This window comes from Methylobacterium sp. Leaf108 (genome assembly GCF_001423265.1).
Taxonomy (GTDB): Bacteria; Pseudomonadota; Alphaproteobacteria; order Rhizobiales; family Beijerinckiaceae; genus Methylobacterium.
The window spans coordinates 575,145-592,881 of the sequence record NZ_LMND01000001.1 but is presented as its reverse complement, the minus strand read 5'-3'; the positions used below and the strand labels follow the sequence as shown (position 1 = coordinate 592,881).

Genomic DNA, 17,737 nt, shown 5'->3' with positions numbered 1-17,737 from the left:
CGGGCGCGGAGCGTCGCGAACCGCGCTCACCCGTGGCCATCGCCGGCCCTTACGGGTTCGGGCCCCCGAGGCCCTCCGTCGCCCGCGGCAGGACGATGCGGGCCACCAGCCCGCCGTCCGTGGCGTTGGTCAGGTCGATGCTTCCGCCTTCGGCCTCGATCAGGGTCTTGGCGATGGTGAGCCCGAGGCCACTGCCGCCGCTGCGGCGGTTGCGCGAGGTCTCCAGGCGCTCGAAGGCCTGGAACACCCGCTCGACGTCGTCGGGCGGGATGCCCGGGCCGCGATCGTGGATGGCGATGGCCAGGGTGCCCTCGGTCTCCCGGAGGCGCACGGTGCCGCCCGCGCCGTATTTGACCGCGTTGTCGAGAAGGTTGGCGATGGCGCGCTTGATCGCCAGGGGGCGGGCGGTGATCAGGCTGCGGCGCGGGCCCTCGAAGGCGACGTCGTGGCCCTCGTCCACCGCGGCGTCGATCAGCGTGAGGACGATGGCGACGACGTCGACGAGGCGCGGGCGCTCGGGATCGGCCTCGTTGCGCAGGTAGGAGAGGGTGGAGGCGACCATGGCCTCCATGTCCGCCAAGTCCTGAGTCATCGCCTCGCGATCCTCGGCGTCGTGCAGCGCCTCGGCCCGCAGGCGCAGGCGGGTGATGGGCGTGCGCAGGTCGTGCGAGACGGCGCCCAGGGCCTGGGTGCGGTCGGCCAGCACCCGCTGCACCCGGTCCTGCATGGCGTTCAACGCCGCCCCGATCCGCCGCGTCTCGTCGGGGCCGGTCTCCTCGACCCGCACGGGAAGGCCGCGGCCGATGGCGTCCGTCGCCTGCGCCAGCCGGCGCAAGGGAGCGGCGATGCGGTGCACCACCAGGATCGCGGCCCCGCTCACCACCAGCGCCATGACGACGGAGAGCAAAGCCCAGTCGCCGATGCGCACCAGGGCGGGGGCGTGGGCCGACTGGAAGGTGAGGAACGACCCGTCCGGCAGGCGCATCTCGCCGTGCAGGTCGGTGGCGCCGGCCGCATCGTCGTGCTGGGACAGGCTGAGGCGCAGCTGGGCGTCGGCGAGGCTCGGATCGAACGCCACCAGACGCCCGACCCAGGTCCAGAGCAGCGGGCCCGCGCGTCCCTCCGGCCGGGCCGTGGCGGCCTCGGCCCAGCCGATCTCGAAATGGGGTTTGGACAGGGCGCGGGCCTCGGCGGTCCGCTCGGTCACGGGCCGGCGCATGAGGGCGTCGCGGGCCAGCACGAGCTGCGCCGCGGTGCGCCCGGCGAAGGCGTCGTCCTCGGCCGCGATGGCCGAGCCGCGGTAGAGGGCGAACGCCCCGGCCTGGACCACGAGGATGGTGACGAGCAGGATCAGCGAGGTCAGTCCCTCGATCGACCCGAACACGCGCTTCATGTCGGCGCCCTTCGGCCGCGACCGGGCAAGACGGCATCGGCCGCACCGGCGGCGGCGCGCGGGTGCATCGTCACGCCTCCCTTCTGCCGACGAAGATGTAGCCGGCGCCGCGCACGGTCTTGATCATCCCCTGTTCGTTGGCGGAATGGTCGATCTTGCGGCGCAGGCGGCTGACGAGGACGTCGACGCTGCGGTCGGCCGCCCCGGCGAGCCGGCCGCGCGACATCTCGAGGATCCGGTCGCGCGACAGGACGCGGCCGGGATGCTCGAGGAAGGTCAGGAGGAGTTCGTACTCCGCCCCCGAGAGGTCCACCGCCGCCCCCGACGGGTCGACGAGCTCGCGGCTCGCGGTGCGCAGTTCCCAGCCGGAGAACCGCAGCACGTCCGTCTGCCGCTCCCGGCGGCCGACGGGATGCGCGCCGCGCCGCAGCACCGCCCGGATGCGCGCCAGCAGCTCCGCCCGGCCGAAGGGCTTGGTGACGTAGTCGTCGGCCCCGATCTCGAGCCCGACGACCCGGTCGACCTCGTCGGCGCGGGCGGTGACCATGATGATCGGGACGCCGCTGGTCTCGCGCAGCATCCGGCACAGGTCGAGGCCGGAGCCGCCGGGCAGCATCACGTCGAGGATGACGAGGTCGTAGGTCACCTCGCGGGTCAGGTGGCGCATCTCGTGGCCGTTCCGGCAGCCGGTCACCCGGAAGCCGTTCTCGCGCAACAGCGTCGAGATCAGGGTGCGGATGCCGTCGTCGTCCTCGACGATCAGGACGTGCTGGCCCGGCGTGGTCAGGGTTGCATCCACCTCACGATCCCCTTGCCGCCTCGACAACCCCGAGGGGTGGCCCCTCGCCCTAACCCGTGTGGCGGCCGCGATCCAGGCCGCGATCCAGGCCGGAGCCAAGCCGGTGCCAGGCCGGAGCCAAGCCGGTGGTGGGGACACGCGAAGGGCCCTGGAATTCGCCGCCCCGCTCTGCCACACCTTGGCCGGGTGATCGGAGATCCACGGGCATGGCGCATCGCGATCGGGTTCGGTGGCTCGCCGGCGGCCTCGTGGCCCTCTCCGGTGCTTCGGCCGAGGCGCAGGTGCCCCCGGCTCCGCAGAAACCCGCCGCCGTGCAGAAACCCGCCGCGCCGGACCCGGTCTACGATGCCGCCAGGGCCGCCTACGAGGCGCTGCCCGAGGCCGAGCGCAAGGGCCTGCAGGACGCCCTGGTCTGGACAGGCGACTACAACAGCGTCGTCACCGGCACCTACGGCCGGCGCACCCACGACGCGCTCCTGGCCTATGCCGCCCGCACCGGCGCCCGCGAGGCGGCGTTCCCCGGCCCGGCGACCCGGGCCACCCTGCTCGCGGCGGGGGCGGCGGCGCGCAAGGCCGGGCAGTTCGCGGTCCGGCGCGACGGGCCGAGCGGGGTCACCCTGGGCGTGCCCGAGCGCCTGCTGCCCAAGCGCTCGGGCACGCCCGGCGGCACCCGCTGGCAGAGCGCGGACGGGGCGATCACCCTCGAGACCAAGTCCTTCCCGCCCGGCGAGACCGACCTCGACGCGATCTTCGCGCGCATCACCGCGCCCACGCCGGACCGCAAGGTCACCTACAAGCTCAAGCGGCCGGATTTCCTGGTGGTCACCGCCGAGACCGCGCAGGGCAAGTCCTACATCCGCTACGCGGCCGGCGCGCCGGGCATCCGCGGCTTCACCATCGGCTACGGCAAGGGTGCTGCGGCGGAGGTCGACCGCCTCGTCATCGCCATCGCCAACAGTTTCGTGCCGTTCGAGGAGGCCGCCCCCGCATCCGAGCGCGGCCCGGCGGTGGCCGTCGCGCCAGCGCCCGCGCCGCCGGTCCGGCGCCCGCCGGTGGCGACCGGGCTGGTGATCGGGCCCGGCCGCGTCCTCACCAGCGCGCAGGCCCTCGCCGCCTGCACCGAGCCGACCATCGCCGGCAGGCCGGCGCGGGTCGTGGCCACCGACCGCATCCTGACGCTGCTGGACTGGACGCCCCCGGCGCCCGGCGGGCCGCCGCCCGTGCCGCGGGACACGCCCGTCAAGGAGGCCGAGGCGGTGGTGGTGTTGGGAGCGGAGGAAGGGGGCACGGTCGCGGTCGCCCCCGGTGAGACCGTGGGCGAGGGCATCGCGGCGCCGCTGCAGCCGGGGTCCGGTGGCGCGCCGGTCCTCGACCGGTCGGGCAACCTGATGGGGCTGGTCTCGTCGTATCCGACCGCCCCGCGCCTCGTCGCCGGAGTGGTGCCGCCGACGCGCTACGCCCTGGTTCCGGGCGCCCGCATCGCGGGGTTCCTGGCCGAGAACCGCATTCCTGCGGGGTCACGGCCGGCCGATCCGGCGCCGGCATCGCTCGGGGCCGTCACGGGCCGGCTCGCCGGGCTCGTCGTGGGCATCGCCTGCGGGCGCTGACGCAGTTGGGCGGACCAGCGACGTCCGATCGCCCGACGACGTCATGCGGTCAGGCGAGAAGATCGAGCGAGCCGCCGGCGTCCGTGACGCGGCGGCTCGCTCGCATCGGCCGTTCAGATCCGACCGGTCACCAGCAACACGATCAGGATGATGATCAGGATGCCGCCGAGGCCGAAGCTCTGGCCACGGTAGGCGCCGCCGCCGAGGAAGTTGCCGCCGCCGAGCACCGCCAGGATGAGGATGATGAGGAGAATCGTGGTCAAGGTCATGGGGGTACTCCGAAACGGCCGAGCTTGAGCGCCCGAGCTTGACCATGCAACGCCCCCTGGATCGATTTCGTTCAACGCCTTTTCAAGGACTTGTGACGAATCGCGCGACCGGGGCGACGCTCAGGCCCGCCAGTCCGGCAGAGGGGCTCCGGCGGCGGTCAGCCACTCCGGCACCGGCAGGCCGCGCTCGGTGAGGAAAGCGGGGTTGAACAGCTTCGAGGCGTAGCGCGCCGCCCCGTCGCACAGGATGGTCACGACGGTGTGGCCGGGCCCCAGTTCCCGCGCGAGCCGGATCGCTCCGGCGACGTTGATGCCGGATGATCCGCCCAGGCTCAGGCCCTCCTCGCGCATCAGCGCGAACACGATGTCGAGCGCCTCCCGGTCGGGAACGCGGAAGGACAGGTCTGGCCGGAAGCCCTCCAGGTTCTTCGTCACCCGGCCCTGGCCGATGCCCTCGGTGATTGAGGAGCCCTCGGCCTTGAGCGTCCCGGTCTCGTAATAGGCGTGGAGCGCCGAGCCCTCCGGGTCGCTGAGCGCGATCCGGACGCCGGGTTTCAGGGCACGCAGGGCCTGGGCGGTGCCGGCGAGCGTGCCGCCGGTGCCCGCCGCGCAGACGAAGCCGTCGACGGCGCCCGCGGTGGCGGAAAAGATCTCCGGGCCGGTGGTGTCGACATGGGCCTGGCGGTTGGCGACGTTGTCGAACTGGTCGGCGAAGAAGGCGCCGGCCGGCTCGGTGGCGGCGAGTTTGTCGGCCATCCGCCGGGCGACGTGGACGTAGTTGTCGGGGTTCGAGAACGGCACCGCCGGCACCTCGACGAGGCGCGCCCCGGCCAGCCGCAGGGTCTCCTTCTTCTCGGCCGACTGGGTTTCGGGAATGACGATGACGGTGCGGTAGCCGCGCACCGAGGCCACCAGCGCCAGACCGATGCCGGTGTTGCCCGCCGTGCCCTCGACGATGGTGCCGCCCGGCCGGATCAGCCCGCGCGCCTCGGCGTCGCGCACCATGGAGAGGGCGGCGCGGTCCTTCACCGAGAGGCCGGGGTTCAGGAACTCGGCCTTGCCCAGGATGGTGCAGCCGGTCTCCCGCGAGGCCCGGGCCAGGCGGATCAGCGGCGTCCCGCCGATGCAGGACAGGACGTCGGGGCTCGCGGAATGGGTCGCGGTCATGGTGGTCCGTCTCAGGTCGGGTGCCGAGGATAGATGATGATCGAGAGGTAGGTGATCGGCCAGGACACCAGGGTCTCGGGGCCGTGGACGCCGCCCGAGTCGAACAGCAGCGCGTCGCCGGCCTTGAGCGTGTAGGAGCGGTCGGCGTGCCGGTACACGACCTCGCCGCTCAGCATGTACAGGAACTCGATGCCGGCATGGCGAAAGCCGGTGTAGGGCTCGGCGTCGGGCTCAAGGGTGATGAGGTAGGGCTCCACCACCACGTCGCCGCCGAGTGCGGCCCCGAGCAATTCGTAGAGGTGGCCGACCTTGGTGCCGCGCCGCTCGATCATCACGCCCTGGCCGGCGCGCACGTGCGAGCAGTCGCGCTTCTCCTCGAAGGCGGCGAACAGGGCGGTGAGCGGTACGTTCAGCGCCCCGGCGATGGCGTTGATGGTGGAGAGCGACGGCGAGATCTGCCCGTTCTCGATCTTCGAGACCATGCCGAGCGAGACCCCGGCGGCGGCCGCGAGGTCCGAGACCGAGAGGTCGCGCTCGCGCCGCAGGCTGCGGATCTGGTGGCCGAGCGCCCGCTCCAGGGTGCGCGGCGTCTCCGGGGGGGCGCTGGAGCCGGTCGCCAGGTCGGCGACGGGGGGATCGGGAACGGCCATCGGCGGCGACCTTAGAGCATCGGACCGAAAAGGGGACCCGCTTTTTGAGAAAAATCCGATGCAAAACCAAGGCGCTAGAGCGCCGGACCGGACATCTTGGCCGATCCGGCGCTCTAGCTCGTGCGGCCCGCGGCGGCCATGGCGGTCAGGTGTTGTCCGGGGCGTCCTGCGCCTCGTCCATCAGCGGGTGCAGGTCGCGGACCATGCCCTTCAGCCGCGCGTCGAGGACGTGGGTGTAGATCTGCGTGGTGGCGATGTCGGCGTGGCCGAGCAACTCCTGCACGATGCGCAGATCCGCGCCGTTCTGGAGGAGATGGCTGGCGAAGGCGTGGCGCAGCACGTGCGGGCTCACCCTGTCCTCGCGCAGGCCGGCGGCGGCGGCGGCGAGCTTGAGGTCGCGGCCGAATGCCTGCCGGGTGAGGTGGCCGCTGGCGCTGTCGGCGGGAAACAGCCAGGGGCCCTCGCCCCGCAACCGGGCGAGATGCAGGCGCATCGCCGCCCGCGCCATCTCGGTGAGGGGCACCAGCCGGTCGCGCCCGCCCTTGCCGCGCACCATCAGGAAGCGGTCCCGCGTGGTCGCGGCCCGGCGGGGCAGGGCGATCAGCTCGGAGACGCGCAGGCCCGTGGCGTAGAGGAGTTCGAGAAGGCAGTGCATGCGGATCGCCCGCGCCTGCACCCCGCCCTCGCCGATGGCGGCGGCCTCGCGGGCGACCCCGAGCAGCCGGTCGACCTCGGCCACCGAGAGCACCTTGGGCAGGCCCCGGCCCCGGCGCGGGCCGGTGAGCGCCACGGTGGGATCGCCCGTGGCCAGCCCCTCGGCGTAGAGGAAGCGGTGGAAGCCGCGGATGCAGGAGAGGCGCCGGGCCGCGGAGGCCGCCGAGAGGCCCCGGGGCTCGAGATCGGCGAGATAGGCCCGCACCTGGGCCGGCTCGGCGGCGGCGGGCGCGATCCCTCTCGCGTCGAGGGCGCCGAGGTAGTCGGTGAGGTCGCGGCGGTAGGCCTCCAGGGTGTTGGCGGCGGCGCCGCGCTCGGCCGCCAGCATCTCGAGGTAGCCCTCGCCGGGCCAGGGCTGCGGGGCCGCCTCCGCGCTCGTCACCTCGACACCCGTCACTTGGACACCCGTCACCTCGACACCGGTCACCTGGGCGGCGGCTGCAGCTTCGAGGCGGGGATCGTGACGCTCATCTCGCGCGGCGTCGGCACCACCAGGGTCGCGAGGGCGACCATTCCGGCAAAGGCCAGCCCCCCGAGGATGGCGATGGTGGCGAGGAAGCGGAACAGGGTCGGCACGTCGGGCGAACCTCGATCGGGCGGGGGGCGGGGGCGATATCGCGCTGCGGTGGAAGGGGTTTCTCCCAGGGGTCGGCGGAAGGCAAGGACTTCCGGGCCACAGCGAGCCGGCGAAACGGTGCGGCGGGCCCGCCCCCCACCCGCTTCGCCCTCATCCCGAAACACGGTAAGGGTTTGCGAAAGAGCCCCGCCGAGACCGGACCCGCAAGCCGCCACGAAGCCTGAGCCCGAGCAGCCTGAGCCCACGCAGCCTTAGCCCATGAAGCCTGAGCCCCCCGAAGCCTTGAGCCGATGAACGACCTTCCCCCCGAGCCCGAGAGCGATCCGATCGAGCTGCGCCTGCGCCGGGCGCTGGGCAGCCGCTCGATCGTCCTCGTCGGCCTGATGGGGGCGGGCAAGAGCACCGTCGGGCGCCGCCTGGCCGGGCGCCTCGGCCTGATGTTCAAGGACGCCGACACCGAGATCGAGCACGCGGCGCACCTCAGCATCCCCGACATCTTCGCCATCTACGGCGAGCCGAGCTTTCGCGAGGGCGAGGAGCGGGTGATCGCCCGGCTCCTGCGCGAGGGGCCGCTGGTGCTCGCCACCGGCGGGGGCGCCTTCATGCGCGACACCACCCGGCTGCGCATCGCCGAGCACGGGGTCTCCGTCTGGCTCAAGGCGGAGCTCGACGTGCTGATGCGCCGGGTGCGCAAGCGCGGCGGCCGGCCGCTGCTGCAGACCGAGGATCCCGAGGGCACGATGCGCGCGTTGATGGCGGTGCGCCATCCCGTCTATGAGGTCGCCGACGTGGTGGTGCCCTCCCGCGACGTCTCCCACGACCGCGTGGTGCAGGACGTGATGGAGGCCCTCGACGCCCGCCTCAACGGCCCCTCGAACCAAGGCGTCGCCGCGCAGTGACCGCTCCCCTCACCGTCCAAGCTCCCCTCACCGTCCAAGTTCCTCTCACTGTTCACGTTCCCCTCGACGCGGGCCGCGACTACGACATCCGCATCGGCCGCGGCCTCCTCGATACGATCGGCGAGGCGGTGGCCGGCCTCGGCGCCAGGGCGGCCGCGATCGTCACCGACGAGACCGTGGCCGGGCTCTACGGGGAGCGCGTCCGCGCGAGCCTGGAGGCCGCCGGCCTGCGCACGGGAACCGTCGTCGTGGCGCCGGGCGAGGGCTCGAAGAGCTATGCCACCTACGCGCAGGTCTGCGACGGCCTGCTCGCCCACAGGATCGAGCGCAACGACGTCGTGGTGGCCCTGGGCGGCGGCGTGGTGGGCGATCTGGCGGGCTTTGCCGCCGCCACCCTGCGCCGGGGCGTGCGTTTCGTGCAGGCGCCCACCACCCTGCTCGCCCAGGTCGATTCCTCGGTGGGCGGCAAGACCGGCATCAACTCGCCCCACGGCAAGAACCTGATCGGCGCCTTCCACCAGCCGCGCCTCGTCGTCGCCGACACCGCCACCCTCGACACCCTGTCGAGCCGCGAGATGCGGGCCGGCTACGCCGAGGTCGCCAAATACGGCCTCATCGCCGATGCCGGGTTCTTCGACTGGTGCGAGGCCAACTGGGCCGGCATCTTCGCCGGCGGCCCCGAGCGCGACGAGGCGGTGGCGATCTGCTGCCGGGCCAAGGCCGGGGTGGTGGTGCGCGACGAGCGCGAGGACGGCGAACGGGCGCTGCTCAACCTCGGCCACACCTTCGCCCATGCCCTGGAGCGGCTGACGGCCTACGATTCGGCCCGCCTCGTCCACGGCGAGGCGGTGGGCATCGGTCTCGCCCTGGCGTTCCGGTTCTCGGCCCGCCTCGGCCTCTGCCCCGGCCAGGAGGCGGGCCGCGTCGCCAACCACCTGGCGCTCGCCGGCCTGCCGACCCGCCTGCACGCGGTGCCCGGCGGCTGCGGCGACGCCGGGGCCATCCTGGCGGCGATGGCCCAGGACAAGAAGGTCCGCGACGGCGCCCTGACCTTCATCCTCGCCCGCGGCATCGGCAGGAGTTTCATCGCCCCGGGCATCGACCGGGCCGAGGTGGAGGCGTTCCTGGCAAGCGAGTTCGCCGCCGCGTGATACGGTTCCGCTCGGGTCGTGCGGAAACCGAATCACGTGGGGATGGGACTGGTCGATGCAGCTCGATGCGCCGACGTTGCTGGTGGCGACGGCCCTGCTGACGGGGATGGTCGGCAGCCTGTTCCTTTTGTCGTGGAGCCAGGCCCGCACCGTCCGCGCCCTCGCGATCTGGGGCATCGCCCATGTCGTCGGCGCCTTCGCCTCCTGCCTGCTCGCCCTGCGCGGCACGCTCCCGGACTGGACCTCGATCGGGATCGGCAACGCCGTGATGATCGGCGCCTACGGCCTCATCCGTAGCGGCACCCTCGCCTTCGAGGGGCGCCCGCTCCGGTTCTGGCAGGCCGGCATCGGGGTCGGCGTCTGGCTGGCGGCCTGCCTCGTCCCGCCGTTCTACGAGAGCGCCCCGGCACGGGTGATGCTTGCCTCGCTGCTGGCCGGCGGCTTCTGCTGGCTTTCGGCCGTGGACGTCTGGCGTGGCCGGGCCGAACCGCTGGTCTCGCGCTACCCGGCCGTCGTCATCCTCGGGGCCTATGCCGCCCTGTACTGGCTGCGCATCCCCCTCGCGATGATCCAGCCCGCGCCTCCGCCGGGGTTCAACCCGCTGCAGTCGCCCTGGCTCGCCTGGGTGTGCCTGGCCGCCATGCTGTTCAGCCTGGCCCTGGCCTTCGTCTTCATGGCCCTGACCAAGGAGCGGGCCGAACTGCTGCAGCGGCGGGCGGCCGACACCGATCCGCTGACGGGGATCGCCAGCCGCCGGGCCTTCGTCACCCGCGCCGAGGCGGTCCTGGCGGGAACGGACCGGCCGGCTGCCCTGCTCCTGTTCGACCTCGACCACTTCAAGCGGATCAACGACGCCGACGGCCACGCGGTCGGCGACGGCGTCCTGGTCGGGTTCTGCCACACGGTGCAGGCGCTGCTGCCGGGCGAGGCGGTGTTCGGGCGGATGGGCGGCGAGGAGTTCGCCTGCCTGCTGCGCGACCGGGAGGCCGCGGCCGCGCTGGAGACGGCCGACCTGATCCGGAGGGCGGTGGAACGGCTCAGCCCCGAGTCCCTGCCCCACCTCTCCATCACCGTGAGCATCGGCGTGGCGACGACCCGCACGCAGGGCCGGGCCCTCGAGCGCGACCTCGACACGCTGCTGCGCCGGGCCGACCAGGCGCTCTACGAGGCCAAGCGCCGGGGCCGCAACCGGGTCGAACCGGCGCTGCCCGACCGCACGCCCCAGCCGCGGGCCGCCGCATTCCCCGAGCGCGGGACGGTGCGGCCCGACGTGCCCGGGCTGAGGCTGAACGGGCAGGGCCACCGCACCTGAACGCCGGCCGTGGGCGGGTCGGTGCGCGGGGGCCTTCCGGTCGTCCGCGACGGCGGCGTCACGCCTTGGCGGCGTGGTCCCGCGTCACGAAGGCGATGCGCACGAGGTTGGTGGCGCCCGGTGTCCCGAACGGCACGCCGGCCACCACGATGATGCGGTCGCCGATCTCGGCGAAGCGCTCGCGCACCGCGAACTTGGCCGCCCGGAAGGCCATGTCGTCGACGTCGCTGGCGTCGTTGGTGACGATGGGGTGCGTGCCCCAGCACATGGCCAGGCGCCGGGCGGTCTCGCGCTTCGGCGTCAGGGCGATGATGGTGGCGTTGGGGCGCGAGCGTGCCAGGCGCATGGCGGTGGAGCCCGAATGGGTCCAGGCCATGATCGCGGTCAGGCCGAGGGCGTCCACCATCTGGTGGGCCGCCGCGGCGATGGCGTCGGAGGCGGTGGCGTCGGGCTCGGAGCGCTGGGCGGTGAGGATCGTCCAGTAGAGGGCGTCGCGCTCCACCTGCTCGGCGATGCGGCTCATCATGCTGATGGCCTCGATCGGGAAGCCGCCGGATGCGCTCTCGGCCGAGAGCATCACGGCGTCCGCGCCCTCGTAGACGGCGGTGGCGACATCCGAGACCTCGGCGCGGGTGGGCACCGGCGCCGTGATCATCGATTCGAGCATCTGGGTGGCCACCACCACGGGCTTGCCCAGGCGCCGCGAGGAGCGGGTAATGCGCTTCTGCACGCCCGGCACCTGCTCCAGGGGCATCTCCACCCCGAGGTCGCCGCGGGCGACCATGATGCCGTCGGAGATCTCGATGATCTCGTCGAGGCGGGTGAGCGCCTGCGGCTTCTCGATCTTGGCCATCACCAGGGCGCGCCCGGCGCAGACCTTCTTGACCTCGGCGACGTCCTCGGGGCGCTGCACGAAGGAGACGGCGATCCAGTCGGCGCCGGCGTTGAGGCCGGCCTCGAGGTCGCCGCGGTCCTTCTCGGTCATCGCGGCCACGGGGATCACCGTGTCGGGCAGGGAGACGCCCTTGCGGTTGGAGATCTTGCCGCCGACCTCGACCCGCGTGACGGCGCGCCCCTCGGAGACCTCGGTGACGGTCAGGCGCAGCTTGCCGTCGTCGATGATGACGACGTGGCCGGGCTCCAGCGCCGAGAGGATCTCGGGGTGGGGGAGGAAGACGCGGGTGACGTTGCCCGGGGTCGGGTCGCTGTCGAGGACGAAGCTGTCGCCGTTCCGGAGCATCGCGCTGCCCTCGGCGAAGGCCGCGACCCGGAGCTTGGGGCCCTGCAGGTCGACGAGGATCGCGATGGGACGCCGCAATTCGCGCTCGATGGTGCGGATGACCTCGATCTTCTCGGGAAGCTTCTCCCGCGGCAGGTGGCTCATGTTGAGCCGGAACACGTCCGCGCCGGCGCGAAACAGCCTCTCGATCATCTCCGGGGTGTCGGAGGCGGGACCGAGGGTGGCGATGATCTTCGTACGACGGGCGCGTTTCACGGCGGCCTCCAACCTGTGCGAGCGGGGCCGTCGTGTCAGACCGGCCGAACGGAGCGAGCGGCCACAAGCACCGACACCGCCATCCCGTCAAGCGCGGCGGCCCCATCGCCTCGCGTCCCGGGTCGCCCGCGGCGGGACCGTCCGCGGCGGATCGACGGCGGGCCGCCGGTCTTTCGGCAGACGAGCGGCGGAGGAATACTTCTGTTTCACTGTCGTCGAGAGGGTGGTCGGTTAAAGCTTGTCTGCCTCAACCCGAAGAGGCGAATAGGGTCACGGCCGGCATCCGGATCGACACATCGTCGGTGCTGCCACGAAAATCGCGTTGTCGGGGCGACCGCCCTGCCGGCACGTAAAACTATCTCGGTAAAATGAGATTGTAGAATTCAAGAGCGGGCGTGCACGACGCGAGCAATGGTGATCCGCTATTCGGTGCGCGTGCTCGCACGCCTCGTCCTGCGAAAACGTGCTGTCGCCAAAGCAAAGACTTTTCGGCCGGCGGGAGCCATCGGGTGTGACATGGGTTATGAAATTCATAACGTGAGTGAGTGTGCGGGCGTGACATCCGCCTCATGGCATCAACCGCGTCGGCCACGCGAAAACGGGTTTCGATACCCGGACGCAGCGTGAGCATCCGTCTGTCATGCAGGGGCGAAGCGACAAGAATGGTCTCGAACGTTGAGCATCCCCTCTCGCCGCTCATCCGCCAGTTGGAAAGCATCGATGCGCTGTCGGACGAGGAGTGCAGGGCGATCAAGGGCCTGCCCGTCACGCTCAAGACCTTGCGGCCGAACCAGGACATCGTGCGCGACGGCGACACGGCCTCCCAGTGCTGCCTCATCCTCGAAGGCTGGGCCTGCCGCTACAAGATCATCAGCGAAGGCAAGCGCCAGATCTTCTCGTTCCACATCGCCGGCGACATCCCCGACCTGCAGAGCCTCCACATCCCGTCGATGGATCACAGCCTCGCCACTCTCACGACCGCCACCGTCGCCTTCGTCCCGCACGAGGCCCTGCACGACCTCACGGCGCGCTGTCCCGGCATCGCCGCCACGCTCTGGCGCGACACCCTCGTGGACGCGGCCATCTTCCGCGAGTGGATGCTCTGCATGGGGCGGCGCTCGGCCTTCGACCACATGGCCCACCTGTTCTGCGAGTTGTACCTCAAGCAGGAGGCGGTGGGGCTGGCCGGCGACCATCGCTGTCCGCTCCCGGTCACGCAGGTCGATCTCGCCGATGCGACCGGCCTGTCGAGCGTCCACGTCAACCGCGTGCTTCAGGAGATGCGCGGCAGGGGCATGATCACCCTGCGCGGCAGCGTCCTGGTCATCCGGGCCTGGGACGAGCTCCTGCGGACGGCGGAGTTCGACGCGACCTATCTCCACCAGCGCAAGCGCGCCGCGAGATAAGTTCCTGTCTGAGACGGTTCCCGCTTGGATCAAGCGGGAACCGTCTCACCGAGCCCGGGCGGCGCCTGAGCGAAGCCCATGTCCGCATCACGACGTGATCAACCGGGAATGGTAGCAAGACCGATATTCCAGAACCGATCGCCCATCGCCACGGGGCGCCCCCGACGATCCGCTCAGCCGGAGAGCAACGATGCCCCTGTTCTACTTCGACGTCCGCGAAGGTCCGCTCTTCATCCAGGACGAGGACGGACTGGCGTTCCCGGATCTCGAACGGGCCGAGCAGGAGGCGATCCACGCCGTGGTCTCGATCGGCAAGGATCGCATTCCGCGCAGCGATACCCGCGACGTGACGGTCGAGGTGCGGGACGCGGACGGGAAGCGGGTGCTGACGGTCACGGTCGCCCTGATCGTCCAGCGGGTCGACCTCTCCCAGGACGCGGAGGGGTAGGCCCCCGGCCGGCAGCGCGGGACCGGAGCGTCCCGGGGAGGGGGAGCGTGTGGTGTCCTCGGCGCCCGCCGTTCGCGGCGCCGAGGATGGCGGTCGTCAGGCGGCCTTCACGTTGGCGAGGAAGCTGCCGACCTCCCGCGTCAGGCTCTCGGAGTGGCGCGAGAGCTCCTGGGCCGCGCTGAGCACCTGGGACGCCGCCGCGCCGGTCTGGCCGGCCCCCTGGCGCACGTCGGAGATGTTGATCGTCACCTGCTCGGTGCCCTTGGCGGCCTCCTGCACGTTGCGGGTGATCTCCTGGGTGGCGGCACCCTGCTCCTCCATCGCGGCCGCGATGGACGCGGCGTAGCTCGACATCTCGCCGATGATCCGGCCGATCGCCTCGATGTCGGCGACCGCTTCCTGGGTCGCCGCCTGGATCTCGGTGATCCGCTCGCCGATCTCGCCGGTCGCCTTGGCGGTCTGGCCGGCGAGCTCCTTCACCTCGGAGGCGACGACGGCGAATCCCCGCCCGGCCTCGCCGGCCCGCGCCGCTTCGATGGTCGCGTTCAGCGCCAGCAGGTTCGTCTGCGAGGCGATGTTGGCGATCACCGACACGAAGGCGCTGATGCGCTCGGCCGTGGTGGCCAGGCGCCGCACGGTGGCGTCGGTGCGCTGGGCGTTCTCCACCGCGCGGCCGGCGATCTGCGAGGACTGGCTCACCTGGTGCACGATCTCCTGCACCGAGGCCGACATCTCCTCGCTGGCCGCGGCCACCGTCTGGACGTTGGCGGAGGTCTCCTCGGCGGCGCCGGCCACGATCATGGTCTGCTGCGTGGTCTGCTCGGCGATGCCGGCCATGGACTTGGCCGTCGCCTCCATCTCGGTGGAGGCTCCGGCCAGGCCGTGTGTGAGGGCGGCGACGTTGTGTTCGAAGCTCTTGGTGATCTGGTCGAGGCGCTCGGCCCGGCGCATCTTGGCCTCGTCCTCGATGGCCTGCTCGGCGGCGAGGCGGCGGACGGTGACCGCGTTGTCCTTGAACACCTGCAGCGCGCGCGCCAGCGTGCCGATCTCGTCCTTGCGCCCGGCGCCCTGGACCTCGACGGCCAGATCGCCCGCGGCGAGGCCTCCCATGGCGGCGGTCATCGCTGCGAGCGGACGGGTGACGCCGAGGACGACGATGGCGGCGAGAAGGCCGACGGCGACCGAAAGGCCGACCGCCGCGGCCACCACGAGCGTCTGCACGGCCGAACCGGCGACCTCGGAAGCTTTGGCTTTTGCGAGGTTGAGGTCGTTCATGTTGGTGTCGACCCGCTTCTTCACGGCCTCGACGAGCTTGGCGCGGGCCTCGCGGACCGGGCCGTTCGAAACCTTCGTCGCGGCCTCGGTCTCGCTCTTCAATCCATGCGCGATCGACCGGTCGGCCGCGGCGAAGAACTCCGTCAGCAGGGCCTTGATGCCCTCGTTGCCGGTGCGGCGCTCGGGCGTGTCGGCCAGGGCGATCAGGCGGTCGACGGCGGCCAGGGCGTTCGTCCGCGCCTCGGCGTAATGCCGCTGCTGCTCCTGCATCGCGGCACCGTCGGTCTCGATGATGACGTTCTTCTCGCGGATCGTCGCCTCGTCCATGGCGAAGGCCATCTGGAGGGCCGTCACCGCGCGCATGGCCGTGACATCGACGATCCTCTGCGTGCTTCGGTCGAGGCTGTTCAGGCTCGACCACGACAGCATCATCAAGCCGAGCGCGACCGTAACCAACAGAACCGTGGGGATGGCGAGTTTGCTCAAAAGTTTGAGATTATTCAGGATCTTCACGTCATCCACCTTGGCGTATCTGTTTTCGAAACCGTTGCAACCTCTAATGAGGCCGGGCTACATTCTCGTGCAGAAGGGTTAAATTTCGTTAAATTGGCGATGAAAACGTTCCGGCTACGTGAGCGAGGAAAGCAATCCCTTCGAATACTCGCGGATTTGTCCGGACGATCGGATCGATGGTGTTGGGCGTGTCTCGCCATCGTCGCTCGAACCCGGGCCGCTTCGTCGTCGGTGCCCCCGATGCGCCGGCTTGGAAACCCGTCCCCCACAGCCCGTGAAACTGCTAAGCCGTCGCCCTGGACCGCCCCCGGTCCGGTCCCCCGGAGTCAGTCGTGTCCTCCTCTCCCGAACCGAGCTTCCCCGCCGCGAGGATCGAAGCCGTCATCGCGATTCCCGTGCGCAACGAGGCCGAGCGGATCGGCGCCTGCCTGCGGGCGATCGACGCCCAGGCCGGGTTGGCGCCGGGCAGCCTCGGCCTCGTCCTGTTCCTCAACAATTGCACCGACGCCACCCCCGCCATCGTGGCCGGCATGCTGGCGGGGATGTCGCTGCCGGTGCGGGTGGTCGAGGTGACGTTCTCCGGCGCCAACGCCGGCTGGGCGCGGCGCGAGGCGATGAATGCCGCCGCCGACTGGCTCGAGGCGGAAGGGGAGGGCGGCACGATCCTGTCGACGGATGCCGACAGCCGGGTCCCGCCGGACTGGGTGGAGCGCAACCTCGCGGCCATGGCCGCCGGGGCCGATGCGGTCGCCGGCCGGGTCGAGCTCGATGCCGACGAGGCCGCGCTGCTGCCGCCCTCCCTGCCCGCCAGGGGGCGGCTGGAGGACGCCTACAGCGACCTCCTCACCGAGGCCGAGGCGCTGATCGATCCCGATCCCAACGATCCCTGGCCGTGCCACCGCACCACCATCGGGGCGACGCTGGCCGTGAGCGTGTCGGCCTACCGGCAGGTGGGTGGCATGCCGCCGATGGCGCTGGGCGAGGACGGCGCCTTCGTGGCCGCCCTGCTCCAGCACGGCCTGCGCGTGCGCCACGCGGTCGATGTGGTCGTCACCATCTCGGCCCGCCTCACCGGCCGCGCCCCCGGGGGCGTGGCCGACACGATCCGGTCGCGCTGCGAACTGCCCGACGCCCTGTGCGACGCCCGCCTCGAACCGCTGCCGAGCGCCCTGTTCCGCTATGGCTGGCGCCGGCGCCTGCGCCGGCTGCACGCGGGCGGGCGCCTGGGGCGCAACACCGCCTGGGCGAGGCTTCTGGGCATCCCGCCCGAGGAGGCCCGCCGCATCGCCGAGATTCCGCTGGCCGGCCTCGCTCTGGCGCAGGCCGAGCGCGCCAGCCCGCGCCTCGCCTACCACCCCCTCGGGCCGAAGGAACTGCCGGGCCAGATCGCGGTGGCCGAGGCGGCCCTGGTGACGGTCCGAGACGCCGCGGCCCGCCGACGCGGGAAGACGGCCTGGGGATGAGCTGGCGATGAGAATGCGCGCGGGCCGGCCCGCGGAGGCGCCCGGCCGTCCCTTGACCCCCGTCGGGGCGGATTGCTAGGCCACTTTCTGGAACTCATCCAGACAGGATGGTCGGAGAAGCACCATGGGCCAGCCGGTCTCGCTCGACGTCAACGGGCGCGCGGTGAGCGTGCGCAGCGACGATCCCGAGGTTCCGCTCCTCTACGTCCTGCGCAACGACCTCGACCTGCACGGCCCCCGCTTCGGCTGTGGCCTGGGCCAATGCGGCGCCTGCACCGTCCATGTCGACGGGGTCGCGGTGCGCTCCTGCACGACGCCGCTGTCGAGCCTGCGGCCGGACCAGAAGATCGTGACGCTGGAAGGACTCGGCTCGGCCGACCGGCCGCATCCGGTCCAGGCCGCCTTCATCGCCGAGCAGGCCGCGCAATGCGGCTACTGCATCAACGGCATGATCATGCAGTCGGCAGCGCTGCTCGCCCGCAGCCCCAACCCCGACGACGCGGCGATCAAGCGGGAGCTGGCGGGCAACCTGTGCCGCTGCGGCACCCATTCGCGGATCCTGCGCGCCGTGAAGCGCGCGGCCGCGTCCCTTTGAGATC

Annotated in this window: 17 protein-coding genes; 8 read left to right on the top strand and 9 right to left on the bottom strand. The window is 71.8% G+C overall.

Annotation, left to right across the window (positions count from 1 at the left end; genetic code table 11):
• Positions 1-49: 49 nt before the first annotated feature.
• Positions 50-1,393 (bottom strand): ATP-binding protein, encoded by a 1,344-nt coding sequence (locus tag ASF39_RS02780; RefSeq protein ID WP_056280875.1) that lies wholly within the window; start codon positions 1,391-1,393, stop codon positions 50-52.
• A gap of 70 nt (positions 1,394-1,463) precedes the next feature.
• The gene (locus tag ASF39_RS02775) at positions 1,464-2,192 is read right to left on the bottom strand and encodes a response regulator transcription factor (RefSeq protein WP_056280873.1); all 729 of its coding nucleotides are present in this window, start codon (positions 2,190-2,192) and stop codon (positions 1,464-1,466) included.
• A 206-nt stretch (positions 2,193-2,398) separates the two neighbouring features.
• Here ASF39_RS02775 and ASF39_RS02770 point away from each other — a divergent pair, with 206 nt between their 5' ends.
• Positions 2,399-3,799, top strand: a complete 1,401-nt coding sequence (locus ASF39_RS02770) for a hypothetical protein (RefSeq protein ID WP_056280871.1) — start codon at positions 2,399-2,401, stop codon at positions 3,797-3,799.
• Between the two features lie 113 nt (positions 3,800-3,912).
• Here ASF39_RS02770 and ASF39_RS20925 read toward each other — a convergent pair whose 3' ends face one another.
• The 5 genes from ASF39_RS20925 to ASF39_RS02750 form a co-directional block, all read right to left on the bottom strand.
• Positions 3,913-4,068: a DUF3309 domain-containing protein gene (locus tag ASF39_RS20925; protein ID WP_156387520.1), complete on the bottom strand. Its 156-nt coding sequence runs from the start codon at positions 4,066-4,068 to the stop codon at positions 3,913-3,915.
• Between the two features lie 120 nt (positions 4,069-4,188).
• On the bottom strand, positions 4,189-5,235 hold the full coding sequence (locus tag ASF39_RS02765; RefSeq protein ID WP_056280869.1) for a cysteine synthase A: 1,047 nt from the start codon (positions 5,233-5,235) through the stop codon (positions 4,189-4,191).
• Between the two features lie 11 nt (positions 5,236-5,246).
• On the bottom strand, positions 5,247-5,885 hold the full coding sequence (locus ASF39_RS02760; protein ID WP_055880079.1) for an XRE family transcriptional regulator: 639 nt from the start codon (positions 5,883-5,885) through the stop codon (positions 5,247-5,249).
• A gap of 145 nt (positions 5,886-6,030) precedes the next feature.
• Positions 6,031-6,996 carry a site-specific tyrosine recombinase XerD gene (locus tag ASF39_RS02755; RefSeq protein ID WP_280137184.1) on the bottom strand — a complete coding sequence of 322 codons (966 nt, stop codon included), beginning with the start codon at positions 6,994-6,996 and terminating at the stop codon, positions 6,031-6,033.
• A gap of 26 nt (positions 6,997-7,022) precedes the next feature.
• Entirely contained in the window at positions 7,023-7,175 is a 153-nt protein-coding gene (locus ASF39_RS02750) for a hypothetical protein (RefSeq protein WP_055880076.1), read from the bottom strand.
• Positions 7,176-7,466: 291 nt separating this feature from the next.
• Between ASF39_RS02750 and ASF39_RS02745 the strand changes: the two genes are divergently transcribed.
• Genes ASF39_RS02745 through ASF39_RS02735 form a run of 3 tightly spaced genes read left to right on the top strand, consistent with a single transcriptional unit; the run spans position 7,467 to position 10,538 of the window.
• Positions 7,467-8,075 (top strand): shikimate kinase, encoded by a 609-nt coding sequence (locus ASF39_RS02745; RefSeq protein WP_055880074.1) that lies wholly within the window; start codon positions 7,467-7,469, stop codon positions 8,073-8,075.
• Complete coding sequence (gene aroB / locus ASF39_RS02740; RefSeq protein WP_056280867.1) at positions 8,072-9,226, top strand: 3-dehydroquinate synthase; 1,155 nt, start codon at positions 8,072-8,074, stop codon at positions 9,224-9,226. Before ASF39_RS02745 ends, aroB begins: the two co-directional genes overlap by 4 nt.
• Before the next feature lie 55 nt (positions 9,227-9,281).
• On the top strand, positions 9,282-10,538 hold the full coding sequence (locus tag ASF39_RS02735) for a GGDEF domain-containing protein (RefSeq protein ID WP_056280864.1): 1,257 nt from the start codon (positions 9,282-9,284) through the stop codon (positions 10,536-10,538).
• A gap of 58 nt (positions 10,539-10,596) precedes the next feature.
• Here ASF39_RS02735 and pyk read toward each other — a convergent pair whose 3' ends face one another.
• On the bottom strand, positions 10,597-12,033 hold the full coding sequence (gene pyk, locus ASF39_RS02730) for a pyruvate kinase (RefSeq protein WP_055881184.1): 1,437 nt from the start codon (positions 12,031-12,033) through the stop codon (positions 10,597-10,599).
• Between the two features lie 662 nt (positions 12,034-12,695).
• On the opposite strand from pyk, the gene ASF39_RS02725 reads away from it, so the two are divergent.
• Both ASF39_RS02725 and ASF39_RS02720 read left to right on the top strand, forming a co-directional pair.
• Positions 12,696-13,439 carry a Crp/Fnr family transcriptional regulator gene (locus ASF39_RS02725; protein WP_056280862.1) on the top strand — a complete coding sequence of 248 codons (744 nt, stop codon included), beginning with the start codon at positions 12,696-12,698 and terminating at the stop codon, positions 13,437-13,439.
• Positions 13,440-13,629: 190 nt separating this feature from the next.
• Entirely contained in the window at positions 13,630-13,887 is a 258-nt protein-coding gene (locus tag ASF39_RS02720; RefSeq protein ID WP_055880062.1) for a hypothetical protein, read from the top strand.
• Between the two features lie 96 nt (positions 13,888-13,983).
• Here ASF39_RS02720 and ASF39_RS02715 read toward each other — a convergent pair whose 3' ends face one another.
• Positions 13,984-15,675: a methyl-accepting chemotaxis protein gene (locus tag ASF39_RS02715; protein ID WP_056280859.1), complete on the bottom strand. Its 1,692-nt coding sequence runs from the start codon at positions 15,673-15,675 to the stop codon at positions 13,984-13,986.
• Positions 15,676-16,007: 332 nt separating this feature from the next.
• Between ASF39_RS02715 and ASF39_RS02710 the strand changes: the two genes are divergently transcribed.
• Both ASF39_RS02710 and ASF39_RS02705 read left to right on the top strand, forming a co-directional pair.
• Positions 16,008-17,138 (top strand): glycosyltransferase, encoded by a 1,131-nt coding sequence (locus tag ASF39_RS02710; RefSeq protein ID WP_056280857.1) that lies wholly within the window; start codon positions 16,008-16,010, stop codon positions 17,136-17,138.
• Between the two features lie 124 nt (positions 17,139-17,262).
• On the top strand, positions 17,263-17,733 hold the full coding sequence (locus ASF39_RS02705) for a (2Fe-2S)-binding protein (RefSeq protein WP_055880056.1): 471 nt from the start codon (positions 17,263-17,265) through the stop codon (positions 17,731-17,733).
• Positions 17,734-17,737 lie beyond the last annotated feature (4 nt).

What these genes read in the sequence shown, in the direction of transcription:
- ASF39_RS20925 (WP_156387520.1), bottom strand. Translation starts at nt 4,068, where the DNA reads ATGACCTTGACCACGATTCTCCTCATCATCCTCATCCTGGCGGTGCTC.
- ASF39_RS02725 (WP_056280862.1), top strand. Translation starts at nt 12,696, where the DNA reads ATGGTCTCGAACGTTGAGCATCCCCTCTCGCCGCTCATCCGCCAGTTG.
- ASF39_RS02705 (WP_055880056.1), top strand. Translation starts at nt 17,263, where the DNA reads ATGGGCCAGCCGGTCTCGCTCGACGTCAACGGGCGCGCGGTGAGCGTG.
- ASF39_RS02760 (WP_055880079.1), bottom strand. Translation starts at nt 5,885, where the DNA reads ATGGCCGTTCCCGATCCCCCCGTCGCCGACCTGGCGACCGGCTCCAGC.
- ASF39_RS02720 (WP_055880062.1), top strand. Translation starts at nt 13,630, where the DNA reads ATGCCCCTGTTCTACTTCGACGTCCGCGAAGGTCCGCTCTTCATCCAG.
- ASF39_RS02735 (WP_056280864.1), top strand. Translation starts at nt 9,282, where the DNA reads ATGCAGCTCGATGCGCCGACGTTGCTGGTGGCGACGGCCCTGCTGACG.
- ASF39_RS02745 (WP_055880074.1), top strand. Translation starts at nt 7,467, where the DNA reads ATGAACGACCTTCCCCCCGAGCCCGAGAGCGATCCGATCGAGCTGCGC.
- ASF39_RS02765 (WP_056280869.1), bottom strand. Translation starts at nt 5,235, where the DNA reads ATGACCGCGACCCATTCCGCGAGCCCCGACGTCCTGTCCTGCATCGGC.
- ASF39_RS02770 (WP_056280871.1), top strand. Translation starts at nt 2,399, where the DNA reads ATGGCGCATCGCGATCGGGTTCGGTGGCTCGCCGGCGGCCTCGTGGCC.
- ASF39_RS02780 (WP_056280875.1), bottom strand. Translation starts at nt 1,393, where the DNA reads ATGAAGCGCGTGTTCGGGTCGATCGAGGGACTGACCTCGCTGATCCTG.